Origin of the sequence: Variovorax sp. J22G73 (genome assembly GCF_030317035.1) — a bacterium.
GTDB lineage: Bacteria > Pseudomonadota > Gammaproteobacteria > Burkholderiales > Burkholderiaceae_C > Variovorax.
Genome location: NZ_JASZYK010000015.1, coordinates 75,520 through 102,501 on the forward strand (window position 1 = coordinate 75,520; position 26,982 = coordinate 102,501).

The window sequence follows — 26,982 nt, forward strand, 5'->3', positions numbered from 1 at the left end:
TCCCCCTCCGGGGGAAGGAAAACACCTCAGCGCACCGGCGGATTCAGGATCACAGGCGGCACGGGCGCCGTCGGCATCACCGGCGCCGGCGGATTGAACGGCTGCACCGGCACCGGCGGAATCACCGGAATGCTGCGCGGCGCGACCGGCACCGCCGACGAGGGGGTGCTGCTGCTACCCCGGTCCGGCGCCGTGGCCGCCGGCACCGCGGGCACGCTGCCGTTGCTCGCCAGCGTCGCGTTGATCGCATTCATGTCGTCCGTCGTCAGCGTGCCGTTGGCCTGGCGCAGCTTCAGGTTGCCCAGCAGCACGTTGTAGCGCGCCTGTGCCAGATCGCGCTTGGTCTGGAACAGCTGGCTCTGCGAGTTCAGCACGTCGATGTTGATGCGCACGCCCACCTGGTAGCCCAGGCGGTTGGCGTCCAGCGCGCTCTGGCTCGACGACTCGGCCGCCTCCAGCGCCTTCACCTGGCCCGCGCCCGACACCAGCCCCAGGTACGCCGCGCGCGTCGACTGCGCCACGTTGCGGCGCGTGCCTTCGAGCACGCTGCGCGACTGGTCTTCGAGCGCCAGCGTTTCCTTGATGCGGTTCTCGGTCGCGAAGCCGGCGAACAGCGGCAGGTTGAAGACCACGCCCACCGTGGCCGCGTTGGCCCGCGTGCCCACCGTGCTGGTGGTGGTGCCGGTCGGGTTTCGCGTCACGTTGTAGCCCAGGTTGGCGTCCAGCGTGGGCTTGTGGCCGGCCTTGGCCTTCTCGACCTCGAGCCCGGCCACGTCCACGCCCAGGCGGGCCTGCTGGATGGCGGGGTGCACGTTGTCGGCCTGCGCGACCCAGGCGTTGATGTCCGCGGGCATGGCCACGGGCAGCACCACCGGCACCTGCAGCGGCACCGGCACGCTGCCCGGCCGGCCGACCAGCTGGTCGAGCACCACCTTCTTCACCTGCAGGTCGTTCTCGGCCGCGATTTCCTGCGCGATCACCAGGTCGTAGCGGGCCTGGGCCTCGCGCGAGTCGGTGATGGTCGAGGTGCCGACCTCGAAGTTGCGCTTGGCCGAGGCCAGCTGCTCGGCCACGGCCACCTTCTGCGCGCGCACCAGCGCCAGGCTGTCCTGGCTGGCGAGCACGTCGAAGTAGGCCTGGCTCACGCGCACGATCAGGTCCTGCTCGGCGATGGTGAACACCGCCTGCGCGATGTCGGCCTGGCGCTTGCCCTGCTCGTAGGTGGCCCAGTTGGCGGGCCGGTACAGCGGCTGCGTGGCGTTGATGCCCACGTTCTGCGTGTTGAAGTCGCGCGGCGTGGTGGTGCCGCGGCCGGCACCGGTGAGGGTGTCGATCTCGATGTCGCTGCGCGTCACGCCGGCCGTGAGGCCCACCGCCGGCAGGATGCCCGCCTTGGCCTGCGCGGCGCGCGCCACGTTGGCGTCGTACTGGGCCCGGGCCCCCTGGTACGTGGCGTCGTAGCCGCGGGCGGCGTCGTAGAGTTCGTTCAGTGTCTGGCCCTGGGCCGGCAATGCGAGCAGGGCTGCGAAGGTGCTTGCGAGCGCTGCGGTAAGGGGCGAAAGCCGGGGCCTGGGAGGCATTGAACGTCCTTGAATCAGTAGCGTGGGACCGTGGGGTCGTGGGAAGACCAGGCGTCGATGCCGCCCGCCACGTTGGCGAGCTCGGCAAAGCCGTTCTGGTTCAGGAAGGCGGCCACGCGCTGGCTGCGCGCGCCGTGATGGCAAAGGCAGGCGATGCGATGGTCCTCGCCCAGCTCGGCGAGCCGGCCGGGGATTTCGTTCATCGGAATCGCCAGCAGGGTGAAGCCCTGGGGCGTCACGCTCGCCGTCTGCAGTTCCCACGGCTCGCGCACGTCGAGCAGCACCGGAATGGCCGCGGGGTCCTGGGCGAACCAGGCGGCGAGGTCGGCGGGGCGGACTTGGTCGATCATGTCGGTCAACCGCCGCTCAGAACGAGAAGCGCGAAGGCTCGGGAAAGTTCAGCAGGCGCGGCGCCACGATGTCCCAGGGCTGGATGGTGTCCCACTTGCTTTCGCTGGTGCGGGTGACGAAATGGGCACGCATCATCGGCTCTTCGCCCACGATGGCCGCGAGGCGACCGCCGACCTTCAGCGAACCCAGCAGGTTCTGCGGAATGCGGGCCACCGAGCCGCTGAGCACGATCACGTCGAAGCTCGGGCCGCTGGCCAGGGGCACGGCGCCGTCGGCGTGGCGCACTTCGACGTTGGTCACGCCGTTCTGGCGCAGCGTTTGCGCGGCGCGGGCGGCCAGCACGGGGTTGATCTCGAGCGACAGCACCTGGGCGGCACGGGCGCCGAGCAGGGCGGCCATGAAGCCGGAGCCGGTGCCGATCTCGAGCACCGATTCGTGCTTCTGCACATGCAGGTCCTGCAAGGTGCGGGCCTCGACCTTGGGCGACAGCATGAATTCGCCGGGCACCGAGCCGTCCAGCAGCGGCAGTTCCATGTCGAAGAACGACAGGGTGCGGTGCTCTTCGGGCACGTAGTCTTCGCGGTGGATCTGGGCCAGCAGTTCGAGGATGTCGGTTTCAAGCACATCCCAGGGGCGGATCTGCTGTTCGATCATGTTGAAGCGCAAGCGCTCGAGGGTGGGGGTGGGGTTCATGGCGTGGTTTTCCTAGTGGGCTCAGGACAAACCTTCAATTTTAGGTGGCACCGGTGACGCCAGCGGCGCGCTCGGCCTTCCGGGGTGCGCGCTGAGCCCGTTGATGACCACGTCGGCCTGGATCGCGACGTATTTTTCGGGGTCGAGCGTCGACACGCCGTCGACGCAGACCATGGCCGAATGCTTCCAGAGCATGAGGAAGACCATGGGCGCCACCACCGAATAAATGGCGTGGTCGACGTCCATGGGCGCGAACTCGCCGCTGTCGATGCCGCGCTGGAAAATGCGTCGCAGCAGGTCGTGGCCGGGGCGCACCACCTCGCGGCGGTAGAACTCCGCCAGCTCGGGAAAGTTGGCACCTTCGCCCATCATGAGCTTGGTGAGGCCCGAGGCCTGGGTGTTGCCCACGCGCTCCCACCACACGTTCATGCAATAGCGCAGCATGTCGGACGTGGTGCCCTCAAAGGCCTCGAACTCGGCGTTCCACTCGGTGAAGCGGCCGCCGAGGTTCTCGATGACCACGGCCTTGAACAGCTCTTCCTTGCTCGGAAAGTAGAGAAAAAGCGTGCCCTTGGACACCCCGGCGCGCACCGCCACTTCTTCGGAGCGGGTGGCGGCGAAGCCTTTTTCCACGAACAGGTCGAGCGCAGCGGCCAGCAGTTCGCCGGGGCGCGCTTCTTTCCGGCGCTCGCGCTTGGAGCGCACCGGGCAGATCTTGTCGACGAAGGAACGGGGGGTTGGCATGGGGTTAATGACTCGCGGGTTAGTAATGTAGTGACCGGCATCCGTCACGTCAAGCCGCGACAATATCGGGTTCGTCTTTTGCCAACCTGCCGGAACAGTGCCCTTGTCTTCCTCTGCGCCTTCTTCCTTTCCACCGTCTTTGCCGCCTTCGCCCCCTTCCACCGACACCATCGTCCTCGGCGGTGGCTGCTTCTGGTGCACCGAAGCGGTGTTCGACCGGGTGCAGGGCGTGCTGGACGTGGAGTCGGGTTATTGCAACGGCCAGGTCGTGAACCCGACCTACGAGCAGGTCTGCACCGGCCGCACCGGGCACAACGAGGTGGTGAAGCTGCAGTTCGACCCGGCGCAGATCGGCCTGCGCGAGCTGCTGGAGATCTTCTTCGTGGTGCACGACCCGACCACGCCCGACCGCCAGGGCAACGATGTCGGCACCCAGTACCGCAGCGGCATCTACGTGACGAGCGACGCGCAGAAGCAGGTGGCGCAGGCGGTCATCGCCGAGCTCGAGGCGAGCAAGGCCTACCGCGCTCCCGTGGTCACCGAGGTGGCCACGCTGGCCAACTACTCGGCGGCCGAGGCCTACCACCAGGACTACTTCCTGAACCATCCCAGGCAGGGCTACTGCGCGTTCGTGGTCGGCCCGAAGGTCGAGAAATTCCAAAAGACCTTCGCCTCGCGCGTCAAGAAGGCCTGACCGAGGCCCGAGCCGAGACCTGAGCCCACCGCCCTGCGCACCATGCTGACAGCCCGCCGTTCCCCTTCCCGTTCCGCCCGCGCGATCCTCGTCGCGCTGGCGTTCGCGTTGTGGATCGCCGGCACGCTGGGCGTGATGCACCGTTCGCTGCACGTGCCCGGCCTGGCCGAAGCCGCGACCGCCTCGGCCCCCCTCGTCGGTGCCACTGCCACTGCCACCGCGGCACAGGCCCAGGGCGACGTGCACAAGCACGCCCACGGCCTGGGCAGCCTCTTCGGCGAGCACACCGACGCCGAGTGCCGCCTGTACGACCAGCTCGGCGACGGCAGCGCCACGCCGAACGTGCCGCTGGTGGTGCTGCCGATCTTGCTGCCGGCGGCCACCTTCGCCTGGCTGCAGGGCGAGGCCATCGCCCGATGGGTCGCGCTGTTCGACGCGCGCGGCCCGCCTTCCTCTCGCTGAATCCCCCTGTGTTCCGGCTGCCGCCACCCGCCTTGCGCGGGCGGCGGCGGACGTTCATTGATTCAACGAGTGCCCCATCCATGATTCCCAATTTCCGTCGCAACGCCATCGGCGTCGCCGTTCTTTCCCTTTTGTCCTGGCCCGCGCTGGCGCAGGACGCCACCGTCACCGTGTCGCCCGACGCGGCCAGCACGCCGCCCGGCACCTTGTCCACGGTCGAGATCCAGTCCCAGTCCGAGCGCCTGAAGAAGGCGCGCATGGAGCTCTCGCCCGAGGTCGGCGCCACCGTCTACCGCATCGACCGCGCCGCCATCGACGCGCTCGGCAAGGGCGACGCCACCCCGCTGGACGACGTGCTGCTCACCCTGCCGGGCGTCGCCAAGGACTCCAAGGCCTCCGGCTCCCTGCACGTGCGCGACGACCACGGCAACGTGCAGTACCGCATCAACGGCGTGCAGCTGCCCGAGGGCATCTCTGGCTTCGGCCAGTCGCTGGACACGCGCTACATCGACTCGGTCGACTTCCTCACCGGCGCCTTGCCCGCGCAGTACGGCCTGCGCACCGCCGGCGTGGTCGACATCCAGACCAAGCAGGGCCTGGGCAAGCCGGGCGGCTCGCTCGGCTTCACCTTCGGCAGCCACAACACGCTGGAGGAAAGCGCCTCGGTCTACGGCACCACCGGCAACCTGAGCTACTACCTGTCGGGCAGCCTGGTGTCGAACACCAACGGCATCGAGAACCCGCAGCCCACGCTCACCGCGCAGAACGACCGCACGCGCCAGGGCAAGACCTTCGGCAACCTGTCTTACTACCTGGACGCCGACACCCGCCTGGGCCTGATGTTCGGCACGTACAACGGCAAGTTCCAGATCCCGACCAACCCGAACCAGGCGCCGGCCTTCTCGCTGGCGGGCTACAGCGACCTGGGCAGCGGTTACAACGGGCTGCCTTCGTCGGACGTGCGCGAGCGCCAGACCGAGGCCACGCGCTTCGTGGCGTTGTCGTTCCAGAAGACGCTGGGCGCGCTCGACTTCCAGGTCTCGGCCTTTCACCAGTACTCCAACCTGCACTACGTGCCGGACGCCGTCGGCGACCTGGTCTACAACGGCGTGGCCTCCGACACCCTGCGCTCCAACAGCTCGAACGGCCTGCAGGCCGATGCCTCGTACAAGCTGAGCGACGCCCACACGCTGCGCTTCGGCGGGGCCTACACGCGGCAGAGCACGCGCAGCATCAATGCGGTGAACGTGTTTCCGGTGGACGACAGCGGCGCGCAGGCCGGCAATACGCCGGTGCTGATCAACGACAACTCCGGCAAGGTCGGCCAGCTCGCCAGCCTGTACGTGCAGGACGAATGGCGCATCGACCCCCAACTGACCTTCAACTACGGCCTGCGCTACGACAGCGTCGACGCGTTCACCAAGGAGCACCAGTGGAGCCCGCGCCTGAACCTGGCGTACAAGCTCACCGGCGACACCGCGCTGCACGCGGGCTATGCCCGCTACTTCACGCCGCCGCCGCAGGAGCTGGCCTCGCAGCAGAGCATCGACCTGTATGCGGGCACCACCAACCAGCCGGAGATCGCCAACTCCGACCCGGTGAAGGCCGAGCGCACGCACTACTTCGACCTGGGCCTGGACCACAAGGTGAACGACAACCTGTCGCTGTCGGCCGACGTGTACTACAAGAACATCACCAACCTGCTCGACGAAGGGCAGTTCGGCCAGGCGCTGATCCTGTCGCCCTTCAACTACGCCAAGGGCTTCGCGCGCGGGCTGGAAATGTCGGCGCGCTACAACGACGAGCACTGGTCGGCCTACGCCAACTTCGCTTACCAGAAGGCGATGGGCAGGAACATCGTGTCGAGCCAGTCGCTGTTCGGCGCCGACGAGCTGAGCTACATCGCCAACCACTACGTGTACCTGGACCATGACCAGACGTACACGCTGTCGGGCGGCGCGAGCTACCGCTTCGGCGACAACCAGGTCAGCGGCGACCTGGTCTTCGGCAGCGGCCTGCGCCGCACGCCCGACGACGGCGCGCCCAACAGCGCCGCGCTGCCGCACTACGCGGTGGTGAACGCCGCCTACTCGCACACGTGGAAGGAGGCCTCGGGCGGCGACATCGTCGGCCGCGTCGCCATCCTGAACCTGTTCGACAAGGGCTACCTGCTGCGCGACGGCACGGGCGTGGGCGTGGGCGCGCCGCAGTACGGCACCCGGCGCAGCCTGTACGTCAGCATGACCACGCACTTCTGAAGCACCGAGGCCTGACGATGCACACGAGGCTGTTGCGCTCCGTCGCTTCCACACTGCTGCTTGCGGTGTGGCTGGCGTCGACGCTCGGCCTCGTGCATGCCACGCTGCATGTGCCGGGCGACCAGGCGCGCGCGCTCGCCGAAGTGCGCGCCGTGCTGGCCACGGCCGGCCAGGGCAATGTGCAGGCCCAGGCCCAGGCCGAAGCCAGCCCCGCGTTATCTCGGCACGGCTGGATCCACGCGCTGTTCGGCGACAAGACCGATGCGCAATGCCGCCTGTACGACCAGCTCGCGCACGGCGCCAGCGCGCCGGGCGTGCCGCTGGTCGTGCTGCCGATGCTGCTGCCGGCAGCCACCTTCGCTTTCCTGGAGGGCGAGGCCGTCGCCCGCTGGGTCTCGCTGTTCGAGGCGCGCGGGCCGCCTCCTGTTCGCTGAATTTCCTGAGTGCCGGTTGCTTTCCCTCGCATCACGCGGGGCGCGGCCGGTCGTTCCTCGATTCAACGAATGTTTTTTTCATGACCCCCAATTTCCGCCGCAACGCCGTGGGCGCTGCCATTCTTTCGCTCGCTTCGTTCGCGGGTATCGCGCACGCGCAAGCCCAGGCCCAGGTTCCAACCCAGGTCCAAGCCGTCCCTGCCGACCCCGCCAGCCTGCGCGAAGTCACCGTCACCGGCAACCCGCTCGGCGCCTCCGACCTCATCGCGCCCACCACCACGCTGTCGGGCGACAGGCTGCTGCTGCGTTCCGAATCGACGCTGGGCGAAACGCTCAACAACGTGCCCGGCGTGAGCAGCAGCTACTTCGGCCCCAACGCGAGCCGACCGATCATTCGCGGCCAGGACGGCGACCGCATCCGCATCCTGCAGAACGGCGGCGGCGCGCCCGACGCCTCGGCGCTCAGCTACGACCATGCGGTGCCGGTCGACGCGCTGGTCACCGAGCGCATCGAGGTGCTGCGCGGCCCGTCGGCGCTGCAGTACGGCGGCAGCGCCGTGGGCGGCGTGGTGAACGTGATCGACAACCGCATTCCCACCGAACCCCTCAACGGCTTCGGCGGCCGTGCCGACCTGGGCTATGCCACCGGCAACAAGGAGAAGAACGGCGGCGTGGTGCTCGAAGGCGGCAACGACCGCATCGCGGTACACGTCGACGCCTTCAACCGCGACTCGAAAGACGTGTCGGTGCCCATCACGCTCGAATGCAGCAAGCCCGGCTCGCCGTGGTCGGCGCGCAAGATCTGCAACTCGGCCAACGAGGCGCACGGCGGCGCGGTCGGCGGCACGCTGTTCTTCGACCAGGGCTACATCGGCGCCTCGGTCAGCACCTACCGCAGCACCTACGGCACCGTGGCGGAAGACGACGTGACCATCGGCATGAAGTCGGACCGCTACGCCATCGAGGGCGAGTGGCGCCCGGGCGGCTTCATCAGCAGCATCCACGCCAAGCTGAGCCACACCGACTACCGCCACACCGAGTTCGAAGGCGGCCAGGCCGGCACCGCCTTCTCGAACATGAGCAACGACCTGCGCATCGAGGCGCGCCACCAGAAGATCGGCAACTTCGAAGGCCTGGTGGGCTTCAGCAGCGAGACCAACCGCTTCGCCGCCGACGGCGAGGAGGCCTTTGCGCCGCACAGCCGCACGCGCTCGAACGCCTTCTTCCTGCACGAAGAGCTCGGCACCTCGTGGGGCCGGCTGAGCTTCGGCGCGCGCACCGAGCAGGTCCGCATTCGGTCGCTGGGCTACCCGGACGACCCGAGCGTGACGCGCTTCGCCATCGGCGAGCGCACCTTCAACCCGCACAGCGCGGCCTTCGGGGCGCTGGTCAACCTGGCGCCGCAGTGGCAGCTGACCTCGAACCTGGCCTACACCGAGCGCGCGCCCAAGGACTACGAGCTGCTGGCCAACGGCCCGCACGTGGCCACGGCCGCGTGGGAGGTGGGCGACCCGAACCTGAAGAAGGAGAAGTCGACCGGCTTCGACCTGGGCGCGCAATGGAAGTCGGGGCCGAACACGGCGCGCGTCAACGCGTACGTCACGCGCTTCCAGAACTACATCGGCCTCACGGCGTCGGGGCGCAACCTCGACGAGGAGGGCAACGTGGCCGAGCCGGGCGCCACCGACACGCTGGCCGAGTACGTCTACGGCGGCGTGCGTGCGCGCTTCACCGGCATCGAGGCCAACGGCAACCTGCGGCTCTTGGGCGCGGACGGTTTCGGGCGCCTGCGCGACGCGGACACGCTCGACCTCGAATGGCGCGGCGACATCGTGCGCGCGAAGAACCTCGACACCGGCGAGCCGCTGCCGCGCATCGCGCCGTTGCGGATGGGTGCGACGCTGGCCTACGGCAGCGGTCCGTGGAGCGCGCGCGTGGGCTTCGACTACAACGCGGCGCAGCGCCGCATTCCGACGGTGGGCGCGCGCGAGACCGAGGCGTACACGCTGTGGAACGCGGCCATCACGTACCGCATGAAGGTGCAGCGCGCCAACCTGACCTGGTATGCGCGCATGGACAACATCGGCAACAAGCTGGCGTACAGCCCGACGTCGATCCTGACGACGACGGTGTACCCGAATGCGCCGCTGCCGGGGCGCACGTTGAAGGTGGGTTTGCGCGTGACGTTCTGAGTTTGGTTTTCTCCCTCCCCTTCCGGGGGAGGGCGGGGGCTCGCGGCCTTTGATGAGGCAGCGGCTTTTGCAAACGCCGCTTGCCCCCATCCCAGCCTTCCCCCAGAGGGGGAAGGAGCAAGACAGCAGAAATCCCTCGGCTATCCTCGCCGCGTGAATTCCTTCGTCATCTCTTCGCTTCTCCCCGTTGTTCTTCTCATCGCCGCCGGCTACCTCGCCGGGCGCCGCCGCTGGATCGGCGGCAATGCCGTGAAAGACCTGTCGAACCTCATCTTTTTACTGCTCGCGCCCGCGCTGCTCTTCCGCGCGATGAGCACGGTGCACGTCGAGCAGCTCAGCCTGAAGCCGGTGGCGGCTTACTTCATTGCCTCGGGCCTGCTGTTCGCGGGCACCCTGGCCCTGCGCGGCTTCAACCGCACGGCGGCGGTGATCGCGCTGGCCAACACCTACAGCAACACCGTGATGATCGGCATCGTGCTGGTGGACCTCGCGTATGGCGAGCCCGGCATGGTGGTGCTGCTCACGCTGATCTCGCTGCATTCGCTGGTGCTGTTGACCAGCGCCACCGTGGTGCTCGAACTGGCGGTGGCGCGTGAGCACGCCGCGGTCGGCGGGGCCGACAGGCGCTCGATGTCTCGCACCGTTCTGCGCGCCCTGCGCAACGCCATCGTGCACCCGGTGCCGCTGCCGATCATGGCGGGCCTGCTGTTCGCGCAGACCGGCTGGACCATGCCCGAGGTGATCGACAAGCCGATCCAGCTGCTGGGCCAGGCTTTCGGCCCGGTGGCGCTGGTGATGGTGGGCATCACGCTGGCGCTCACGCCCATCGGGCGGCACTGGCGTGGCGCGCTCGCGCAGGCGCTGGTGAAGAACCTGCTGCATCCGCTGCTGGTGGCCGGCATCGGCTGGCTGCTGGGCGTGCGCGGCATTCCGCTCACGGTGATGGTGGTGGCCGCGGCGCTGCCCATCGGCGCCAACGTGTTTCTGTTTTCGCAGCGCTATCGCACGGCCGAAGACCTGGTGACGGCCAGCGTCGCGGTGTCCACGGTGCTGGCGCTGGGCACGCTCACGCTGGTGATGGTGTGCGTGCGGTACCTTCCTTGAGACCGGCCCCGGGCGGTCAGGGCGCGAGGCGTTCGCGCACCCAGTCGCTGCCTTCGGCGCCCGCACCTGCACCCGCATCCACACCTGTACCTGCTTCGCGCCGGTAGCGCAGCCGGTCGTGCAGCCGGCTCTTGCGGCCCTGCCAGAACTCCCAGCGGTCGGGCACCAGCCGGTAGCCGCCCCAGTGCGGCGGGCGCGGCGGCGACAGCAGGTGCTTGGCCGCGAACAGGGCCGCGTTCTTCACCAGCACGTCGCGCCCGCTGATCACCTCGCTCTGCGGGCTGGCCCAGGCGCCGATGCGCGAGTCGAGCGGGCGGCTCTTGAAGTAGGCGTCGCTCTCGTCGGCGCCGGCCTTCTCGACGCGGCCTTCGATGCGCACCACGCGCTCCAGCTCGACCCAGTGGAACTGCAGCGACGCATAGGGGTTGCCCGACAGCTCGCGGCCCTTGCGGCTTTCGTAGTTTGTGTACCAGACGAGGCCGCGCGCGTCGTAGCCCTTGATGAGCACGATGCGGCTGGACGGCCGCAGGTCGCTGCCCACGGTGCACAGCGTCATGGCATTGGGCTCGGGCACCTGCGCGTCGATGGCTTCGGTGAGCCAGCGCTCGAACTGCTTCAGCGGATCGCCCGCGCTGTGCGCCTCGCCGAGTTCCGCGCGCTCGTAGCTCTTGCGCAGCGCGGCCAGCGCGTCATTGGAGAGAGGGGAAGTCATGGCGGGATTGTTGCGCACATACTCGCGCGATGACGACGAAGGCAAATTCCCCCGTGGTGATCGTGCTGGCTTCGGGCCGCGGCGAGCGGTTCGTGGCGGCCGGGGGCTCGGGCTCCAAGCTGAAGGCGCTGCTCGCCGGCAAGCCGGTGCTGGAGCGCACGCTCGATGCCGTGCGCGCCAGCGGCCTGCCATGGCATGTGGAAGACGCAGGGCATCCGGGCATGGGCGATTCGATTGCCGCGGCGGTGCGCGCCACGCGCGACGCGCCGGGCTGGCTGGTCTTGCCGGGTGATTTGCCGCTGGTGCAGGCGGCCACGCTGCGGGCGGTGGCGGCGGCGCTCGACGGCCGGGTGAACGCCGTGCAGCCGAACTACCAGGGGGAGCGTGGCCACCCGGTCGGCTTCGCGGCCGGCTGCGGCCCGCAGCTCGCGGCCCTGGCGGGGAACCTGGGCGCATCGCCGGTCCTGAAATCGATGCGCGCCATCGCCTCGGTGGCCGACCTGGCGGTGGACGACATCGGCGTGGTCACCGATGTCGACACGCCCGCCGCGCTGGCGCAGGCCGAGGCGCTCTGGCTGGCGCGCCGGGGCGGCTAGCTTTTTTCTCGCTCAGGGCTTGGGGATGACCGCGCAGGCGATGCGCGGGCCCGAGTTGCCCGAGGGCTGCGTCGTGAAGTCGTCGCGGTCGCGGTGCACCACCAGCGCGCGGCCGGCCACGTTGTTGACGGCGCCGTCGGTCAGCGAGATGGAATGGTCTTCCACGCTGAAACGGGCCACGCCGCCGGCGTCGGCCACCAGGCTCGGCAGTTCGCCGGCATGGCTGCCGGGCGCGGCGAACTTGCCGTGCGTGCCGCCGGTCGGGTTGAAGTGGCCGCCCGAGGCATCGCCGTTGTTGCCGCAGTCGCCCTTTTCATGGATGTGGAAGCCGTGCTCGCTGCCCGGCACCAGGCCGCGCACCTCGCCCGACACGCGCAGGCCGTGCTCCAGCGCGGTGAAGTTCACCGTGCCGCGGGTCGGGTTGGGCGTGATGGCGCCGGTGGGCACCAGTTCGACGGCCGTGCTGGGCTTGCCGCCCATGCTGCCGCAGGCGGCGAGGAGGGCGGAGGCGAGCACGAGGCTGCCGGTGGCGATGAGACGGCTTTGGTTCATGTGTGGTCCTTGGACGGGTTGGACGGTTGGGAAGGGTGGGAGGGAACAGGGGCCGCAGCGGGGGACGAAGTTTCCGCGGAACCCGGAACGTATACCGGAGGCGGCGGCGCATCGCAATCGGCGGCGGCCTCGGCCTCTGCACCGGTCTGCTGCTGGCGCTGCTGTTCCTGCGCCGCGGCCAGCGCCACCAGCCGGGCCAGCGCGGCGTCGTGGATGGCGTGGCGCTGCAGTTCCAGCAGCGTCTGGCGCGCGTAGTCGAGCGAGCTGCCGTAGCGGCCCACCGCGTTGGCGAAGATGTGGCGGTAGCGCTCGTCGGTGAGTTCGCCGGTGAAGTTGGGGCTGCGCCGCGAGAGCGTGAAGGCCAGCGCGCGCACCGGGCCGTCGGCCGTGCCGCAAGTCAGCCACTTCGGGTCGTACACGCCCGTGGGCATTTCGCGCAGCCAGAGCCGGCGCAGCGTGGCCAGGCCGTCGGCCTTCGGCACGCGAAACACCATGCCCCGGCAACTGCCGCCCGAAAGCAGGCCGAACACCAGGCCGGGCACCTGCACGCTGCCGCGGTTTACGCGGCTCCACATCTTCAGCGCCCGGTGCCAGCCGCGCACCCAGGCCTGGCGCCGCTCGATGAAATCGAACTCCGGCCGCCAGATGAGCGAGCCGTAGCCGAAGAGCCACAGGTCCTCATGCCCGCCCCAGTCGGCAATGGCGCGCTCGAGCATCGGCTGTGGATCGCGCAGCGGGGTGGGCATGGGGTCGAGTCCCGGCGGACCGGGATCCGGCGCGGGGTCCGACACGGAAGTGCCGGGGCCGACGCCTACAATTTCCTGATCATGGTTCACCGTACCATTATTTACCGCCCTCTTTCCTACGGAGCAAGACCCCCGATGAGCGACGACGACAGCCAGCAGAATTTCATCCTCGGATTCGTCATGGCGCTGATCGCCCTGGTGATCTTCTTCGTGATCGGCATCGTGCTCTGGCACAAGGGCCACAACCCGGCCACCGTCGCGCAGGCCGCGGCGGCCCAGCCGGCGGTGGTCATCTCCACGCCCGCCCCCGGCGCCGAGCCCAAGGTGGCCGAGGTGACCGAGACGGTGACCGTGACCATTCCCGACGGCGCGAGCATCCGCGTGGCCAACGGCGTGGTGAACTTCTACTTCGCCACCGGCAGCGCCGACCTGGCGCCCGGCGCCGCCGAGGCGCTGGCCGCGGTCATCAAGGGCGTGGAAAGCGGCCGCAAGGCAGTCGTTTCGGGCTACCACGACACCACCGGCGACCCCGCCGTGAACGAGTCGCTCGCCAAGAAGCGCGCCGAAATGATCCGCGACGTGCTGGTGGGCCTGGGCGTGCCGGCCGCGAAGATCGACCTGCAGAAGCCCGAAGTCACGGCCGGCTCGGGCAACAATGCCGAGGCGCGCCGGGTCGAGGTGAAGCTGGTCGACTGAGCTCGGCGTCACCTTCGGTTGCAAGAAAAGCCCGGTGATGCCGGGCTTTTTCATGGGTGCCGCGCCCGGCGGCGCGGATGGGTAAATTCGTATTGCCAGCCGGCCGGATTTCATCGGGCTTTCGCGCATCGCTTGGTACGATGGGCCCCCAGGCCCACCGTCGCCCTGGCGACACGCAGCAAGACGCAGCAAGAGCCCACGACCCCCATGAGCAGCAGCACACACCCCACCGTACGCGACGTCACCGATCGCATCCGCGAGCGCAGCGAGGGGCTGCGCAGCGCCTACCTCGCCCGCCTCGCAGAAATCCGCAACCGCGACCGCGGCTCCGACCGCATGGGCTGCGCCAACGTGGCGCACGCGGTGGCCGGCATTCCGGCCAACGACAAGTTCCGCGTGGTGACCGAGCGCGCACCCAACATCGGCATCGTCACCGCCTACAACGACATGCTCTCGGCCCACGCGCCGTACCAGGGCTACCCGGACATCATCAAGCAGGAGGCCCGCCGCCTCGGCGCCACCGCCCAGGTGGCCGGCGGCGTGCCCGCCATGTGCGACGGGGTGACGCAGGGCACGCCCGGCATGGAGCTGAGCCTGTTCAGCCGCGACCTCATCGCCATGAGCACCGCCGTCGCGCTCACGCACGACATGTTCGACGCGGCGCTGCTGCTGGGCGTGTGCGACAAGATCGTGCCCGGCCTGCTGATCGGCGCGCTGCACTTCGGCCATCTGCCCACCGTGTTCGTGCCCGCCGGCCCGATGGCCTCGGGCCTGTCGAACGGCGCCAAGTCGAAGGTGCGCGAGCAGGCCGCGCAGGGGCTCGTGGGCCGCCAGGGCCTGCTCGACGCCGAAATGGCCGCGTACCACTCGGTGGGCACCTGCACCTTCTACGGCACGGCCAACAGCAACCAGATGCTGCTCGAGGCCATGGGCCTGCACGTGCCCGGCACGGCCTTCATCCAGCCCGGCGACGCGATGCGCGACACGCTCACGCGCGAAGCCGTGCGCACGGTGCTCGGCAAGGCGAGCGACGCCGCGTTCAACTGTCCGCCGATTGGCGAAATGGTCGACGAGCGCTGCATCGTCAACGCCATGGTCGCGCTGCTGGCCACCGGCGGCTCCACCAACCACCTGATCCACTGGGTGGCCGTGGCCCGCGCCGCGGGCGTCGTGATCGACTGGGACGACTTCTCGAAGCTTTCGGACATCGTTCCGCTGCTGACCCGCGTGTACCCCAACGGCAGCGCCGACGTGAACGAGTTCCAGGCCGCAGGCGGTCCGGGCTTCGTCATCGGCGAGCTGGTCGACGCGGGTCTGATGCACGGCGACGTGCTCACGGTGCGCGCCGGCGGCATCCACGAGTTCGCGAACATTCCCCACCCTGTGGATGCCGCGGGCGATGCACAGGCGCAGCGCCTGCAATGGACGCCCGCCGCGCCGCTGAAGAACGAAGCCATCACGCGCACGGTGGCCAGCCCCTTCAGCGCCACCGGCGGCCTGAAGCTGCTGAGCGGCAACCTGGGGCGCAGCGTGATCAAGGTGTCTTCGGTGCCCGACGACCGCCACGTCATCGAGGCGCCCGCGCGCGTGTTCGACTCGCAGGCCGCGCTGCAGAAGGCCTTCACCGCCGGCGAGCTGGAGCGCGACGTGGTCTGCGTGGTGCGCTGGCAGGGCCCGCAGGCCAATGGCATGCCCGAGCTGCACAAGCTCACGCCGCCGCTGTCGGTGCTGCAGGGCAAGGGCTTTCGCGTGGCGCTGGTGACCGACGGGCGCATGAGCGGTGCCTCCGGCAAGATCCCGGCCGCCATCCACGTGTCGCCCGAGGCGGCCGCCGGTGGCCCGCTGGCCAAGGTGCGCGACGGCGACCTGATTCGCCTGGACGCCATAGCGGGTACGCTCGCCGTGCTGCTTCCCGAAGACGAATGGGCCGCGCGCGAGACCGCGACGCTGTCCGAAGCACAACGCATCGCGGACGGGCACGGCCTGGGCCGCGAGCTGTTCGCCGGCATGCGCCGCAATGCGCTGACCGCCGAAGAAGGCGCCTGCACCTGGATGTGACCGGGCCCTGCGCGGGCCGCAAGAAATTTTTGGAGCCATGAGATGACAGACAGACTCACCCCCCTCGACGTGATGCGCGACGCACCCGTCATTCCGGTCATCGTGCTGAACGACGTGAAAGACGCCGTGCCCCTGGCGCGCGCGCTGGTCGCCGGCGGCATCCGCATGCTCGAGGTGACGCTGCGCACGCCGCAGGCGCTGCAGTGCATCGAGGCCATCGCCAGGGACGTGCCCGAGGCCGTGGCCGGCGCGGGCACCATCCGCAGCGCTGCCGACGCGCAGGCCTCCGCGCTGGCCGGCGCCAAGTTCGGCGTGAGCCCGGGCTACACGCGCTCGGTCGGCAAGGCCTGCCACGACCTCGGCCTGCCGCTGCTGCCCGGCGTGGCCACCGGCAGCGAGATCATGACGGCGCAGGAAGACGGCTACACCCAGCTGAAGTTCTTCCCCGCGCTGCAGGCCGGCGGCCTGCCGATGCTGAAGGCCTGGCAAGGTCCGTTCGGCGACGTCACCTTCTGCCCCACGGGCGGCATCCATGCGGGCAACGCGGCGGAGTTTCTCGCGCTGTCGAACGTGGCCTGCGTGGGCGGTTCGTGGATCGTGCCGGCCGACGCCATCCGCGACGGCGACTGGGCCCGCATCGAGCAACTGGCACGCGCCGCGAGCCAGCTGCCGCGCTGAGCATGCGCACCGATTTCGACGCGAGCGACCTGAAGGTCATCGCGTTCGACGTCTTCGGCACGGTGGTCGACTGGCACAGCGGCATTGCCGCGGAGGCCCAGAGCGCCTTGCCGGGCGTGGACGGCGCGGCCTTCGCGCTGGCCTGGCGCGCGGGCTACCAGCCCGCCATGAAGGCCGTGATGGAGCGCATCGCCGCGGGCGAGGGCGGCTTCACGCTGCTCGACGAACTGCACCTGAGCATGCTCGAGCAGGTGCTGCGCGACTTCGGCCTGGGCGACCGGCTCGACACCGCCGCCAAGCGCGACCTGAGCCGCGCCTGGCACCGCCTGCCGGCCTGGCCCGATGCGGTCGCCGGGCTCACGCGGCTGAAGAAGAAGTTCACCATCTGCACGCTGTCGAACGGCAACATCGGCCTGCTCACCGAAATGGCCAAGCGCGCCGGCCTGCCCTGGGACTGCGTGCTGTCGGCCGAAGTGTTCAAGGCCTACAAGCCCGACCCGCGCACCTACCTGGGCGTGGCGGGCGTGTTCGACGCGACGCCCGGGCAGGTGATGCTGGCCGCCGCGCACCACGACGACCTGGCCGCCGCGCGCGTGTGCGGCCTGAAGTCCGCGTATATCGAGCGGCCGTACGAGTTCGGCCGCGCGCAGCCGAAAGACGTGTCGCCGCAGCCGGACAACCACCTGCACGCGCGCGACATCAACGCGCTGGCGGACCTGCTGGGGTGCTGACCCGCCGGGTGATCAGCCGCTGATCAGCCGGTGACCAGCTTTTCGACCGTGCGCAGGTTGCGCGTGGTGGTGCTCGACTTGTAGCGCGTTTTCGCGAGCAGCTTGGCCACCGGGGTGTCCAGGCTTTCGCCGCGCGGGCATTGCCAGTACAGCACGCCCTTGCCGCGCTTCAGTTGCTCGACGTCGGCGTCGACGGCGCCGGCCTTCTCCAACACTTCGTCGAGCATCGCCGCGTCGGAGCCGAACACGATGTACGGATGCCGCTCGTCGTCGATGCGCTCGAAGGGGTAGCCCTTGGCCATGGCCGCCACCTGCTTCTGCGTGAGCAGCACGATCCATGCGTCGTAGCCGAAGCGCTTGCGCAGCGCCTGCTCGATGCGCGTGCGCAGCGCAGCGGCATCGCTGGTGTCGGTGTCGAACAGCACGTTGCCGCTGGCGAGCACGGTGCGCACCGCGCCGAAGCCGAGGTCATCGGCGAACAGCGCCTTCAGCTCGGCGCTCTTGATCGCGATGCCGTTGACGTTCACGCCGCGCAGCAGCGCGACGTGGCGCGTGGCGGCGGGTTGCTTCGCACTGGCCATGGTGCTACCGGGTGTTGTTCGTGTTGCTGGTGCTGCCCGTGCCGCCCGTGCCGCTCGTGGAGACTCAGCGCAGCCCGCCGCCGGCGGCGTCTTCGTCGCGCTGGATCAGCTCGATCTTGTAGCCGTCGGGGTCCGTCACGAACGCGATCACGGTAGTGCCGCCCTTCACCGGGCCGGCTTCGCGCGTCACGTTGCCGCCGCTGGCCTTGATCTTCTCGCAGGCCGCATACGCATCGGGCACGCCGAGCGCGATGTGGCCATAGGCGGTACCGAGCTCGTAGCTCTCGGTGCCCCAGTTGTAGGTGAGCTCGATCTCGGCCTGCCCGGGGTTGCCCTTGTCGAAGCCGAGGAAGGCGAGGCTGTACTTGTACTCGGGGTTTTCCGAGGTGCGCAGCAGGTTCATGCCGAGCACCTTGGTATAGAAGTCGATGGAGCGCTGGAGGTTGCCGACGCGCAGCATGGTGTGGAGGAATCGCATCTCGTGGTGCCGTGTAGTTATGGAGTGATCGAAAAAGGGGAGGCCGCTATTGTCCGCCTCCCGGCGCGCCGATCAAGCCGCCAGCGTCAGCAGGTGGGCCTGGTGGCGCTCCAGGAACGCCATGAGGTGCTGCGGGTACTCGGGCACCACCGCCGCGCGCACGCTGGGCCGCGCGGCCAGCGCCTTGCGCCAGGCGTTCACCTTGGGCAACGTGTCGAAAACGTGCGAATCGGTGATGGCGTCGAACACCTCGAAGTAGCGGAACACGGGCGCGAAGACCGCGTCGACCAGGCTGAAGTTCGTGCCCGCGAAGTAGGGGCCTTCGCCCAACGCGGCTTCCACGCGCTCGAACTTGGCGACCAGGGCGAGCCGCTTCTGCTCGAACACGGCAGCGTCCTGCGTGGTTTCGTAGCCCCAGAGGTCGGCCAGCGTGGCCGAGCCGAACTCCATCCACGCGCGATGCTGCGCACGTGCGAGCGGGTCTTCGGGGTGCAGGCGGGCGCCGGACTGCGTTTCTTCGAGGTACTCGCAGATCACGTTGCTTTCGAACAGCACGGTTTCGTTGCCGTCGGGCTGGCGTACTTTCAGCAGCGGCACCTTGCCCAGCGGCGAGATGTCGAGGAACCACTGGGGCTTGTTCGCGAGGTCGATGACGACGCGCTCGAAGGGCACGCCTTTTTCATGCAGCGCGATGGCGGCGCGCTGCACGTACGGGCACAGCAGGTGGCTGACGAGGGTGAGGGCTTGCGGCATGGGGCTTTCCGTTCTCGGGTGTGCTGGTGCGGGGATGTGGGAACCATGGATCGCCGCGATTCTTGCGATACCGAACAACCTTTTCCCGCGAAGCCCATTCGCCGAACGGGCGCCTTGTGCTATGCCTCGGTGTCCAGCCAGTGCGTGATGCGCCCGCCGTGCATCACGCCGATGCGGTCGGCCATGGCGTGCGCTTCGGCCTCGTTGTGCGTGACCAGCACCGCGGTCTGGCCCGCCTGCTTCAGGATGCCGCGCACCTCGGCCGTGAGCCGTTCGCGCGTGCCGCCGTCGAGGTTGGAGAAGGGCTCGTCGAGCAGCAGCAAGGAAGGCGAGGGCGCCAGCGCGCGGGCCAGCGCGATGCGTTGCTGCTGGCCGCCGGAAAGCTCGTGCGGGTAACGCTCGCCGGCCTCGGCCAGCCCCACGAGCGCCAGCATCTCGGCCACGCGCGACTGCTGCGCGGCGCGGTCGAGGCGGCGCAGCCCGAAGGCCACGTTCTTCGCCGCCGACAGGTGCGGGAACAGCGCGTACTCCTGGAACATCATGCCCACGCGCCGTTGCTCGGGCGGCAGGTGCGTGTGCGTGGACGACAGCAGCACCTCGCCCAGGCGGACCGTGCCCGCGCGCACCGGCTCGAAGCCCGCGATGGCGCGCAGCACCGTCGTCTTGCCGCAGCCCGAGGGGCCGAACAGGCAGGCGATGTCGCCCGCCTTCAGTGCGAGCGAGAAGCCGTCGACGACCGTGTGCGGGCCGCGCGAGGTGTCGTATGCGAGCTGGACCGCATCGATGTTCAGGGGAGCGCTCATGTCTTGTCGGGTACGGGGGTGTTCGAAGGCGTGCCCAGCGGGTTGCGCGCGAGCAGCACCACGGGCAGCAGGCCGGCCAGCACGATGGCGAGCGCGGCGATGGCGCCTTCTTCGTAGGTGCCGCGCGCGGCCTCGGCGTAGAGCCAGGTGGCGAGGGTGTCGAAATTGGCGGGGCGCAGCAGCAGCGTGGCCGGCAGCTCCTTCATGGCATCGACAAACACCAGCAGCGCGCCGGCCGCCAATGCGGGCCGCAGCAGTGGCAGGTGCACGCGGCGCAGCGTGCCGGCGGTGGTTTCGCCGAGCAGGCGCGAGGCTTGTTCGATGGCCGGCGGAATGCGCGCCAGCCCGGCCTCGATGCCGCCGACCGGCATCGCCAGGAAGCGGATCACGCAGGCCACGACCAGCACGACGCCCGCGCCCATCAGCGGCAGGCCTTGCCAGCCCATCGCCGTGGCCAGCGCCCCGTCGAAGGCGAGCGCGGGCGTGAGCAGCCCGATGGCCAGCACCGTGCCCGGCACCGCGTAGCCCAGCGCAGCCACGCGCGCCTGCCAGCGCGCGCGGTTGGGCCGCGAGCCCTGGCCGCGCGCGGCCCAGGCGACGACCAGCCCGGCGGCCACGGCGACGACCGTGACACCGGCGGCCAGCGCCAGCGTGTTGCCCAGGCTTGCGACCAGCCCGCGGGAAATGCCGCCGCCCTGGTACAGCCGCTTGGCGCTTTCCCAGACCAGGTACAGCGCGGGCGCGACGAAGCCGACCAGCACCGGCAGCGAGGCTGTCGCGGTCGCGGCCCAGGCGGCGCCACCACGCAGCCGGCGCGGCTGCACGGCCCGCATGCGCTGCGCCGAGCCGAAGCGCTGGTGCTGCCGGCCATGGCGCTCCAGCCACACCAGCGCCACCACCACGAACAGCATGGCGCAGGCGATCTGCGCCGCGCCCGCGAGGTCGGAGCGCGTGATCCACGTGGTGTAGACGGCCACGGTGAGCGTGTTCACGCCCAGGAATTCGGAGGCGCCGATGTCGTTGAGCGTCTCCAGCAGCGCCAGGCTCAGCCCCACGGCCAGCGCGGGCCGGGCCAGCGGCAGCGCCACCCTGAAGAACGCGCCACGCCGGCTTTCGCCGAGCATGCGCGCGGCTTCCATCAGGTGCGCGGGCTGCGTCATGAACATCGCGCGCGCCGTCAGGTAGACGTACGGGTACAGCACGAAGCCCAGCACGAAGACGGCGCCCGGCAGCGAGCGCAGGTCGGGCAGGCGGAACTGGCGCGGGCTGTCGAAGCCCAGCATCCAGCGGATGGCGCCCTGCACCGGGCCGATGGGGTGCAGCAGGTCGAGGTAGGCGAAGGCGACGATGTAGGTCGGCATGGCCAGCGGCAGCAGCAGCGCCCAGTGCAGCACGCCGCGCCCCGGAAAGTCGTGCGCCGTCACCAGCCAGGCGCAGCCGGTGCCGATCAGCAGCACCAGCGCGCCGACGCCCGCCAGCAGCAAGGCCGTGTTGAGCGCCGCCTGCGGCAGCACATGCGCCAGCAGCGGCCCCCAGTGCCCCACGCCCGAGCCAAATGCGAGCCACGCCAGCGTGAGCACCGGCGCAAGCACGCCGAGGGCGATCAGCAACGACGCGCAGCGCCAGGCCGGGCCCGCTGCGCGCAGGCCCGGCGGCTGGCGCCGGAGCAGGTTCATTCAGTCGCCGGCAAGGCGTGCCCGGCCCGCGTGGTCACTGGTCGAAGCCGACCTTGTCGACCAGCGCGCTGGCCTGCTTGCGGTACTTGGCGATGTCTGTGAGCGGCAGCGGATCGACCTTCAGCTCGCCGATGCTCTGGCCGATGATCGGGTCCAGCGCCACGCCCTTGCGCACCGGGTATTCGAAGTTGGCCTGCGCATACAGCGACTGCGCCGGCTCCGACACCAAAAACTCGAGCAGCTTGACCGCGTTGGCGCGCTGCGGCGCATTCCTGGCGACCGACGCGCCGCTGATGTTCACGTGCGTGCCGCCGCTCCTGGCGAAGGTCGGGCGCACGACCTTGATGCCGTCGCCCCACTTGCGCGCGTCGGTGCCTTCCTTCGCGCTCTTCATCTGGCCCACGTAGTACGAATTTGCCAGGCCCACGTCGCAGATGCCGCCCAGGATGTCGCGCGCCACGTCGCGGTCGCCGCCCGTGGCCTTGCGTGCCAGGTTGGCCTTCACGCCGCGCAGCCATTGCTCGGCCTTGGCCTCGCCGTCGTGCGCGATGAGCGAAGCGACCAGCGCGGTGTTGTACGGGTGCTGGCCCGCGCGGATGCAGACCTTGCCCTTGTACTTGGGGTTGGCCAGGTCTTCGTAGCGGAAGCTGTTCAGCGGCAGGCCCTTGTCGGCGTACAGCACGCGCGCGCGCATCGACAGCGAGAACCACTGGCCGTCGGCGCCGCGCAGGTTGGCCGGAATGGCCGATTCGAGCGCGGCCGACTTCACCGGCTGCGTGACGCCGCCGTCGACCAGGTCCATGAGGTTGCCGATGTCGACCGTCATCAATACGTCGGCGGGCGAGCGCGCGCCCTCGGCCTTCACGCGCTCCAGCAGGCCGTCTTTCACGAACACGGTGTTGACCTTGATGTTGCTCTGCGCGCTGAAGGCGGAGATCAGCGGCTGGATCAGCGCGGGCTCGCGCGTGGTGTACAGCGTGAGTTCGTCGGCGGCGGCGGCCTGAGCAGGCAGGGCCGTGACGGCGAGTCAGGCGGCGATGGCGGTGCTGGTGCCAAACAGTGCGCGCGCGGCGCGGCCGTGGACGCGGGAGCGTTCGGTCATGAAGATCCTCCGGGGGAGCAGTGAAATGTTCTGGAAACGCCGGCGCTTGTTGTTGTCGTCGTTCTGGCCGCGATGAGAATAATTATCACTGGGAGGATCGGGCGGGGAGGCCTTTGCACTTACGTGGCAAAGGCCTACTTTGCCCCGTTGCGCACCGGCGCGCCCCGCGTTGCGCCCTGTCGCGCGGCTTGGCTCAGCGCGCTGGAGGGATCTCAAACACCAGGCAGGTCGTCGTGGCATGCGCGTACAGCGTGCCGTCCGGGCCGTACAGCCGCGCCTCGGCGGTGGCCAGCTGCTTGCCGCAATGGATCACCTTGCCCTCGGCGCGCACGCGCTGCACCTTGGGCGTGAGGCCCTTCACGTAGTTCACGCCCAGTTCGGCGGTGGTGTAGGCGCGACCGGGCGGCATCATGGTGTGCACCGAGCAGCCCAGGGCGGAGTCGAGCATGGTCGCGACCCAGCCGCCATGGATGGTGCCCAGCGGGTTCAGGTGCCGGGGCAGCGGCGTGCCCTGGAAAACGGCCACGCCCTGGCGCACTTCCAGGATGGTGAAGTCCAGCGTCTTGGCGATGGCGGCGTAGGGAATGTCGCCGTTCAGCATGGCCTGCATGATCTCCAGGCCGGTCTTGCCGGCGAGCTGGTCGGGGCGGGCCAGGCCGGGGCCCGGGCCGGCGTCGAGCCGCTCGGCGATGTGGCGTTCTTCGGCAATCCAGGCTTCGAGCTGGTTCGGGGTCTCGGCGGTTGGGGTCATGCCTGCGTTCCTTCTGGGGGCTTTGTCGGGAGGTGTTTATTGCATATGCAATAGTTGCACATACAATAATATCCCATGGAAACCGCCGCCACCGTCACCCCAGTCGCCAACACGACGACCGCCGCCAAGCCGCGCGGCTGCACCAGCTTCAAGGTGCGCCAGCTCTCGCGCCGCCTGTCGCAGCACTACGACGCCGAGGTGTCGCAAAGCGGCCTGAAGACCACGCAGTACTCGCTGCTGTCGCACCTGGCGCGGCTGGGCCCCTCGCGGCCGGTCGACCTGGCGGGCGAACTCAAGATGACCGCCTCCACCCTCAGCCGCAACCTGCAGCCGCTGATTGCCGCGGGCTTCATCGCGCAAAGTGCCGGCGCCGATGCGCGCAGCCTGCTGGTGCAGCTCACCGAGGCGGGCGAGGCCAAGCGCCGCGAAGCGCAGCAGTACTGGAAGTCGGCGCAGCAGAAGATCAATGCGCTTCTGGGCGTGGAGCGCGTGCTCGCGCTGCACCAGCTGATCGACGACGCGATGGAACTGCTGGGCGCCGACGACGAGCCCGCCATCGAAGACTGAGCGTTTCCCGCCCCAGCGATACCCGAGACACCCCCTTTATTCATCGCCGCGCAGAGGCTGCGCGCGCGACCGCGTCTTTCGTGTTTTTGCGTTTTGTATTCGCGTTTTTCCTCCATTCAATTCCAACAGCAGAGGTCCCATGTTCGCCACCCAAGTCTCCGCATGGCTGCAGCGCCGCGGCATTCACTACGGATGGATCGTCGCCGCCATCACCTTCCTGACCATGCTGACCATGTCGGCGGCGCTGGGCCTGCCGGGCGCCATGCTCAAGCCGCTGGGGCAGGAGTTCGGCTGGAGCACCGAGCAGATCTCCTCGGCGCTGGCGCTGCGCTTCGCGCTGTTCGGCCTCATGGGCCCGTTCGCCGCGGTGCTGATGGAGCGCTACGGCCTGCGCGCCGTCATCTGCACCGGCCTCACGCTGGTGGGCCTGGGCATGGCGCTGGTCACCATGGCCTCGCAGCTGTGGCAACTGTTCGTGCTGTGGAGCCTGATGCTGGGCCTGGGCACCGGCATGACGGCGCTGGTGCTCGGCGCGGTGGTGGCCAACCGCTGGTTCGTGGCGCGGCGCGGCCTGGTCATCGGCATGCTCACGGCCAGCTCGGCCACCGGGCAGCTGGCCTTCCTGCCGTTCGCGGCCTGGATGATCGAGCACTGGGGCTGGCGCTCGGCCATCGTGCCTATCGTGATCGGCAGCGTGCTCATCGGCGTGCTGGCCCTGTGCCTGATGCGCAACCGCCCGTCGGACATCGGCCTGCTGCCCTACGGTGAAAAGCCCGGCACGCAGCCCGCTGCCCCTGCCGCCGCCGTGCCCATGATGAACTTCGCCACGCCGTTCCGCGTGCTGAAGGAAGTCTCGACCAACCGCACCTTCTGGATCCTGGCGGGCACCTTCTTCATCTGCGGGCTGAGCACCAACGGCTTGGTGCAGACCCACTTCATCTCGCTGTGCGGCGACAACGGCATGGGCGCCGTGCCGGCCGCCTCGGTGCTCGCGATGATGGGCGCCTTCGACTTCGTGGGCACCATCCTGTCGGGCTGGCTGTCGGACCGCTACGACAACCGCAAGCTGCTGTTCTGGTACTACGGCCTGCGCGGGCTGTCGCTGTTCTGGCTGCCGCATTCGGAGTTCACCATCTACGGCCTGGGCATCTTCGCGATGTTCTACGGCCTCGACTGGATCGCCACCGTGCCGCCCACCGTCAAGCTCGCGGGCGCCGCCTTCGGCCCGGCCAAGGTCGGCCTGGTGTTCGGCTGGGTCTTTGCCGCGCACCAGCTCGGCGCCGCCACCGCCGCCTACGGCGCCGGCTTTGCCCGCACGCTGCTGCTGACCTACACCCCCGCGCTGTACGCCGCCGGTGCCGCCTGCCTGGTGGCCGCGGTGATCGTGATGATGATCCGCCGCCCCGCGGCCAAGTCCGGCACGCCGGCCGCCAGCACCGGTGCCGCCGCGGCGCGCGCCTGAACCCACGAGACGCACGCCGCCATGACAAGCACCACGACCCCTTCGGCACCGGCATCGCCAACGCCATCGCCGCCATCGCCGCCACCGCCGCTCCAGGGCGACCTCGACCCGCGCACCCGCCGCCTGCTCGAGGCGCCCATCGTGCCCACGCTGCTGCGCCTGGCCGCGCCCAACGTGCTGGTGATGGTGGCGCAGGCCTGCGTCGGCCTCATCGAGACCTACTTCGTGGGCAAGCTGGGCACCGATGCGCTCGCGGGCATGGCGCTGGTGTTTCCCATCGTCATGCTGATGCAGATGACCTCCAGCGGCGCCATGGGCGGCGGCATCGCCTCGTCGATTGCCCGCGCGCTGGGCGCGCGCCGCCGCGCCGATGCCGACGCGCTGGTGTGGCACGCCATCGTCATCGCGCTGGGCTTCGGCCTGTGCTTCTCGCTGGCGCTGCTGCTGGGCGGGCGCTGGCTCTACGGGATCATGGGCGGCACCGGGCCCGCGCTGGAGGCCGCGCTCACGTACTCGAACTGGGTGTTCGCGGGCGCGGTGCTGGTGTGGCTCTTCAACTCGCTGTCGGCCATCATCCGCGGCACCGGCAACATGTCGGTGCCGGCCAACGTGACGGTGGTGGGCGTGGTGTTCCTCATCCCCGCGTCGCCGCTGCTGATCTTCGGCATCGGCCCGCTGCCGGGCATGGGCATCGCGGGCGGCGCGATGGCGCTGCTGCTGTACTACCTGCTGGGCTCGGTGGCGCTCATCGTCTACCTGCGCTCGCCGCGCAGCCTGCTGCGGCCCACGCTGGCCGCGCTGAAGCTGCGCTGGCCGATGTTCCGCGACATCCTGCGCATCGGGCTCATCGGCGCGGTGTCGACGGTGGCCACCAACCTGTCGATCGGCATCGCCACCGCGCTCACGGGCCACTTCGGTTCCGGCGCGCTGGCGGGCTACGGCACGGCGTCGCGGCTCGAGTACCTGCTGGTGCCGCTGGTGTTCGGCCTGGGCGCGCCGCTGGTGGCCATGGTCGGCACCTGCATGGGCGCGGGCCAGCGCGAGCGCGCGCTGCGCGCCACCTGGGCCGGCGCGGCGCTGGCCTTTGCGCTCACCGAAACCATCGGCCTGGCCGCGGCGCTGTTCCCGCGCCCCTGGCTGATGCTGTTCGGCCATGACGCGGCCATGCTCGAAACGGGCGCGCACTACCTGCGCGTGGTCGGGCCGCTGTATGGCTTCTTCGGCGTCGGGCTGGTGCTGTACTTCGCGTCGCAGGGCGCGGGCCGGCTGATGTGGCCGGTGCTGGGCAACATCGCGCGCCTGGTGGTGGCGGGCACCGGCGGCTGGCTGGCGCTGCGCTGGGGCGGCGGGCTGGGCGGCGTGTTTGCCGCACAGGGCGTGGCGCTGGTGGTGTACGGTGTGGTGAGCGCGTCGGCCATCGCGGGCGGCGCCTGGTTCGGTCGCGTGGGCTGGCCGCGCACCACCAGCGGTTTGCTGCGCCGGGTGGCGCAGGCCTGAAGCAATTTTCAACAACCTCGTTCAACGAAAA

The 26,982-nt window shown here is 69.6% G+C and carries 28 protein-coding genes; 14 read left to right on the plus strand and 14 right to left on the minus strand.

Annotation, left to right across the window (positions count from 1 at the left end; translation table 11 throughout):
• Positions 1-26: 26 nt before the first annotated feature.
• From QTI51_RS33580 to QTI51_RS33595, 4 genes are read right to left on the minus strand one after another with little or no spacing between them, the layout of a single operon-like run.
• Positions 27-1,580 carry a TolC family outer membrane protein gene (locus QTI51_RS33580; RefSeq protein ID WP_116912770.1) on the minus strand — a complete coding sequence of 518 codons (1,554 nt, stop codon included), beginning with the start codon at positions 1,578-1,580 and terminating at the stop codon, positions 27-29.
• Between the two features lie 14 nt (positions 1,581-1,594).
• On the minus strand, positions 1,595-1,930 hold the full coding sequence (locus QTI51_RS33585; RefSeq protein ID WP_116912913.1) for a rhodanese-like domain-containing protein: 336 nt from the start codon (positions 1,928-1,930) through the stop codon (positions 1,595-1,597).
• A gap of 16 nt (positions 1,931-1,946) precedes the next feature.
• Positions 1,947-2,624, minus strand: a complete 678-nt coding sequence (locus QTI51_RS33590; protein WP_116912771.1) for a protein-L-isoaspartate O-methyltransferase family protein — start codon at positions 2,622-2,624, stop codon at positions 1,947-1,949.
• Between the two features lie 21 nt (positions 2,625-2,645).
• Positions 2,646-3,368 (minus strand): TetR/AcrR family transcriptional regulator, encoded by a 723-nt coding sequence (locus QTI51_RS33595; protein WP_116912772.1) that lies wholly within the window; start codon positions 3,366-3,368, stop codon positions 2,646-2,648.
• Positions 3,369-3,507: 139 nt separating this feature from the next.
• On the opposite strand from QTI51_RS33595, the gene msrA reads away from it, so the two are divergent.
• The 6 genes from msrA (at position 3,508) to QTI51_RS33625 (ending at position 10,512) form a co-directional block, all read left to right on the plus strand.
• On the plus strand, positions 3,508-4,062 hold the full coding sequence (gene msrA, locus QTI51_RS33600; RefSeq protein WP_116912773.1) for a peptide-methionine (S)-S-oxide reductase MsrA: 555 nt from the start codon (positions 3,508-3,510) through the stop codon (positions 4,060-4,062).
• Between the two features lie 42 nt (positions 4,063-4,104).
• Positions 4,105-4,524 (plus strand): hypothetical protein, encoded by a 420-nt coding sequence (locus QTI51_RS33605; protein WP_116912774.1) that lies wholly within the window; start codon positions 4,105-4,107, stop codon positions 4,522-4,524.
• A gap of 80 nt (positions 4,525-4,604) precedes the next feature.
• Positions 4,605-6,782: a TonB-dependent receptor gene (locus QTI51_RS33610; RefSeq protein ID WP_116912775.1), complete on the plus strand. Its 2,178-nt coding sequence runs from the start codon at positions 4,605-4,607 to the stop codon at positions 6,780-6,782.
• A 17-nt stretch (positions 6,783-6,799) separates the two neighbouring features.
• Entirely contained in the window at positions 6,800-7,216 is a 417-nt protein-coding gene (locus tag QTI51_RS33615; RefSeq protein ID WP_116912776.1) for a hypothetical protein, read from the plus strand.
• Positions 7,217-7,296: 80 nt separating this feature from the next.
• Positions 7,297-9,408 (plus strand): TonB-dependent receptor, encoded by a 2,112-nt coding sequence (locus QTI51_RS33620; protein ID WP_116912777.1) that lies wholly within the window; start codon positions 7,297-7,299, stop codon positions 9,406-9,408.
• Between the two features lie 153 nt (positions 9,409-9,561).
• On the plus strand, positions 9,562-10,512 hold the full coding sequence (locus tag QTI51_RS33625; protein WP_116912778.1) for an AEC family transporter: 951 nt from the start codon (positions 9,562-9,564) through the stop codon (positions 10,510-10,512).
• Between the two features lie 16 nt (positions 10,513-10,528).
• On the opposite strand, the gene pdxH is transcribed toward QTI51_RS33625, so the two are convergent.
• Positions 10,529-11,224 carry a pyridoxamine 5'-phosphate oxidase gene (gene pdxH / locus QTI51_RS33630; RefSeq protein ID WP_116912914.1) on the minus strand — a complete coding sequence of 232 codons (696 nt, stop codon included), beginning with the start codon at positions 11,222-11,224 and terminating at the stop codon, positions 10,529-10,531.
• A 29-nt stretch (positions 11,225-11,253) separates the two neighbouring features.
• On the opposite strand from pdxH, the gene QTI51_RS33635 reads away from it, so the two are divergent.
• Positions 11,254-11,820 carry a nucleotidyltransferase family protein gene (locus QTI51_RS33635; protein WP_116912779.1) on the plus strand — a complete coding sequence of 189 codons (567 nt, stop codon included), beginning with the start codon at positions 11,254-11,256 and terminating at the stop codon, positions 11,818-11,820.
• A gap of 12 nt (positions 11,821-11,832) precedes the next feature.
• On the opposite strand, the gene QTI51_RS33640 is transcribed toward QTI51_RS33635, so the two are convergent.
• Complete coding sequence (locus tag QTI51_RS33640) at positions 11,833-12,372, minus strand: superoxide dismutase family protein (RefSeq protein WP_116912780.1); 540 nt, start codon at positions 12,370-12,372, stop codon at positions 11,833-11,835.
• Positions 12,369-13,118: a gamma-glutamylcyclotransferase gene (locus tag QTI51_RS33645; protein WP_116912781.1), complete on the minus strand. Its 750-nt coding sequence runs from the start codon at positions 13,116-13,118 to the stop codon at positions 12,369-12,371. Before QTI51_RS33645 ends, QTI51_RS33640 begins: the two co-directional genes overlap by 4 nt.
• A gap of 135 nt (positions 13,119-13,253) precedes the next feature.
• Between QTI51_RS33645 and QTI51_RS33650 the strand changes: the two genes are divergently transcribed.
• The 4 genes from QTI51_RS33650 to QTI51_RS33665 all read left to right on the plus strand — a co-directional run bounded on the left by QTI51_RS33650 (position 13,254) and on the right by QTI51_RS33665 (position 17,281).
• Complete coding sequence (locus tag QTI51_RS33650; protein ID WP_116912782.1) at positions 13,254-13,814, plus strand: OmpA family protein; 561 nt, start codon at positions 13,254-13,256, stop codon at positions 13,812-13,814.
• A gap of 207 nt (positions 13,815-14,021) precedes the next feature.
• A complete protein-coding gene (edd, locus tag QTI51_RS33655; protein WP_286517446.1) occupies positions 14,022-15,872 on the plus strand; it encodes a phosphogluconate dehydratase in 1,851 nt (616 codons plus the stop codon).
• A gap of 42 nt (positions 15,873-15,914) precedes the next feature.
• Positions 15,915-16,550, plus strand: a complete 636-nt coding sequence (gene eda / locus QTI51_RS33660; protein WP_116912784.1) for a bifunctional 4-hydroxy-2-oxoglutarate aldolase/2-dehydro-3-deoxy-phosphogluconate aldolase — start codon at positions 15,915-15,917, stop codon at positions 16,548-16,550.
• A 2-nt stretch (positions 16,551-16,552) separates the two neighbouring features.
• Positions 16,553-17,281 (plus strand): haloacid dehalogenase type II, encoded by a 729-nt coding sequence (locus QTI51_RS33665; protein WP_116912785.1) that lies wholly within the window; start codon positions 16,553-16,555, stop codon positions 17,279-17,281.
• 23 nt (positions 17,282-17,304) lie between these two features.
• Here the strand turns inward: QTI51_RS33665 and QTI51_RS33670 are convergent, their stop codons facing one another.
• The 7 genes from QTI51_RS33670 to QTI51_RS33700 all read right to left on the minus strand — a co-directional run bounded on the left by QTI51_RS33670 (position 17,305) and on the right by QTI51_RS33700 (position 23,425).
• Entirely contained in the window at positions 17,305-17,862 is a 558-nt protein-coding gene (locus QTI51_RS33670; protein WP_116912786.1) for a DUF1697 domain-containing protein, read from the minus strand.
• A 64-nt stretch (positions 17,863-17,926) separates the two neighbouring features.
• Positions 17,927-18,340 carry a lactoylglutathione lyase gene (gloA, locus tag QTI51_RS33675; protein ID WP_116912787.1) on the minus strand — a complete coding sequence of 138 codons (414 nt, stop codon included), beginning with the start codon at positions 18,338-18,340 and terminating at the stop codon, positions 17,927-17,929.
• A gap of 72 nt (positions 18,341-18,412) precedes the next feature.
• Positions 18,413-19,093 carry a glutathione S-transferase family protein gene (locus QTI51_RS33680; RefSeq protein WP_116912788.1) on the minus strand — a complete coding sequence of 227 codons (681 nt, stop codon included), beginning with the start codon at positions 19,091-19,093 and terminating at the stop codon, positions 18,413-18,415.
• Positions 19,094-19,212: 119 nt separating this feature from the next.
• Positions 19,213-19,896 (minus strand): ABC transporter ATP-binding protein, encoded by a 684-nt coding sequence (locus QTI51_RS33685; RefSeq protein WP_116912789.1) that lies wholly within the window; start codon positions 19,894-19,896, stop codon positions 19,213-19,215.
• Positions 19,893-21,572: an ABC transporter permease gene (locus tag QTI51_RS33690; protein WP_116912790.1), complete on the minus strand. Its 1,680-nt coding sequence runs from the start codon at positions 21,570-21,572 to the stop codon at positions 19,893-19,895. The genes QTI51_RS33685 and QTI51_RS33690 overlap by 4 nt, the downstream gene beginning before the upstream one ends.
• Positions 21,573-21,606: 34 nt before the next feature.
• Positions 21,607-22,584 (minus strand): Fe(3+) ABC transporter substrate-binding protein, encoded by a 978-nt coding sequence (locus QTI51_RS33695; protein WP_286517469.1) that lies wholly within the window; start codon positions 22,582-22,584, stop codon positions 21,607-21,609.
• A 283-nt stretch (positions 22,585-22,867) separates the two neighbouring features.
• Positions 22,868-23,425 (minus strand): PaaI family thioesterase, encoded by a 558-nt coding sequence (locus QTI51_RS33700; protein ID WP_116912792.1) that lies wholly within the window; start codon positions 23,423-23,425, stop codon positions 22,868-22,870.
• 75 nt (positions 23,426-23,500) lie between these two features.
• Between QTI51_RS33700 and QTI51_RS33705 the strand changes: the two genes are divergently transcribed.
• From QTI51_RS33705 to QTI51_RS33715, 3 genes are all read left to right on the plus strand, one after another.
• Positions 23,501-23,992, plus strand: coding sequence for a MarR family winged helix-turn-helix transcriptional regulator (locus QTI51_RS33705; RefSeq protein ID WP_116912793.1), 492 nt, complete (start codon positions 23,501-23,503; stop codon positions 23,990-23,992).
• Positions 23,993-24,131: 139 nt separating this feature from the next.
• The gene (locus tag QTI51_RS33710; protein ID WP_116912794.1) at positions 24,132-25,454 is read left to right on the plus strand and encodes an MFS transporter; all 1,323 of its coding nucleotides are present in this window, start codon (positions 24,132-24,134) and stop codon (positions 25,452-25,454) included.
• Positions 25,455-25,475: 21 nt separating this feature from the next.
• Positions 25,476-26,951: an MATE family efflux transporter gene (locus tag QTI51_RS33715; protein ID WP_286517447.1), complete on the plus strand. Its 1,476-nt coding sequence runs from the start codon at positions 25,476-25,478 to the stop codon at positions 26,949-26,951.
• Positions 26,952-26,982 lie beyond the last annotated feature (31 nt).

Bases quoted from the DNA above. Each gene is read 5' to 3' on its own strand.
- QTI51_RS33610 (WP_116912775.1), top strand. From the start codon at position 4,605: ATGATTCCCAATTTCCGTCGCAACGCCATCGGCGTCGCCGTTCTTTCC.
- QTI51_RS33595 (WP_116912772.1), bottom strand. From the start codon at position 3,368: ATGCCAACCCCCCGTTCCTTCGTCGACAAGATCTGCCCGGTGCGCTCC.
- edd (WP_286517446.1), top strand. From the start codon at position 14,022: ATGAGCAGCAGCACACACCCCACCGTACGCGACGTCACCGATCGCATC.
- QTI51_RS33590 (WP_116912771.1), bottom strand. From the start codon at position 2,624: ATGAACCCCACCCCCACCCTCGAGCGCTTGCGCTTCAACATGATCGAA.
- QTI51_RS33605 (WP_116912774.1), top strand. From the start codon at position 4,105: ATGCTGACAGCCCGCCGTTCCCCTTCCCGTTCCGCCCGCGCGATCCTC.
- QTI51_RS33665 (WP_116912785.1), top strand. From the start codon at position 16,553: ATGCGCACCGATTTCGACGCGAGCGACCTGAAGGTCATCGCGTTCGAC.
- QTI51_RS33700 (WP_116912792.1), bottom strand. From the start codon at position 23,425: ATGACCCCAACCGCCGAGACCCCGAACCAGCTCGAAGCCTGGATTGCC.
- QTI51_RS33680 (WP_116912788.1), bottom strand. From the start codon at position 19,093: ATGCCGCAAGCCCTCACCCTCGTCAGCCACCTGCTGTGCCCGTACGTG.
- eda (WP_116912784.1), top strand. From the start codon at position 15,915: ATGACAGACAGACTCACCCCCCTCGACGTGATGCGCGACGCACCCGTC.
- QTI51_RS33635 (WP_116912779.1), top strand. From the start codon at position 11,254: ATGACGACGAAGGCAAATTCCCCCGTGGTGATCGTGCTGGCTTCGGGC.
- QTI51_RS33670 (WP_116912786.1), bottom strand. From the start codon at position 17,862: ATGGCCAGTGCGAAGCAACCCGCCGCCACGCGCCACGTCGCGCTGCTG.
- QTI51_RS33715 (WP_286517447.1), top strand. From the start codon at position 25,476: ATGACAAGCACCACGACCCCTTCGGCACCGGCATCGCCAACGCCATCG.
- QTI51_RS33580 (WP_116912770.1), bottom strand. From the start codon at position 1,580: ATGCCTCCCAGGCCCCGGCTTTCGCCCCTTACCGCAGCGCTCGCAAGC.
- QTI51_RS33615 (WP_116912776.1), top strand. From the start codon at position 6,800: ATGCACACGAGGCTGTTGCGCTCCGTCGCTTCCACACTGCTGCTTGCG.
- pdxH (WP_116912914.1), bottom strand. From the start codon at position 11,224: ATGACTTCCCCTCTCTCCAATGACGCGCTGGCCGCGCTGCGCAAGAGC.
- QTI51_RS33645 (WP_116912781.1), bottom strand. From the start codon at position 13,118: ATGCCCACCCCGCTGCGCGATCCACAGCCGATGCTCGAGCGCGCCATT.
- QTI51_RS33685 (WP_116912789.1), bottom strand. From the start codon at position 19,896: ATGAGCGCTCCCCTGAACATCGATGCGGTCCAGCTCGCATACGACACC.
- gloA (WP_116912787.1), bottom strand. From the start codon at position 18,340: ATGCGATTCCTCCACACCATGCTGCGCGTCGGCAACCTCCAGCGCTCC.
- QTI51_RS33650 (WP_116912782.1), top strand. From the start codon at position 13,254: ATGAGCGACGACGACAGCCAGCAGAATTTCATCCTCGGATTCGTCATG.
- QTI51_RS33585 (WP_116912913.1), bottom strand. From the start codon at position 1,930: ATGATCGACCAAGTCCGCCCCGCCGACCTCGCCGCCTGGTTCGCCCAG.
- QTI51_RS33640 (WP_116912780.1), bottom strand. From the start codon at position 12,372: ATGAACCAAAGCCGTCTCATCGCCACCGGCAGCCTCGTGCTCGCCTCC.
- QTI51_RS33705 (WP_116912793.1), top strand. From the start codon at position 23,501: ATGGAAACCGCCGCCACCGTCACCCCAGTCGCCAACACGACGACCGCC.
- QTI51_RS33620 (WP_116912777.1), top strand. From the start codon at position 7,297: ATGACCCCCAATTTCCGCCGCAACGCCGTGGGCGCTGCCATTCTTTCG.
- QTI51_RS33710 (WP_116912794.1), top strand. From the start codon at position 24,132: ATGTTCGCCACCCAAGTCTCCGCATGGCTGCAGCGCCGCGGCATTCAC.
- QTI51_RS33690 (WP_116912790.1), bottom strand. From the start codon at position 21,572: ATGAACCTGCTCCGGCGCCAGCCGCCGGGCCTGCGCGCAGCGGGCCCG.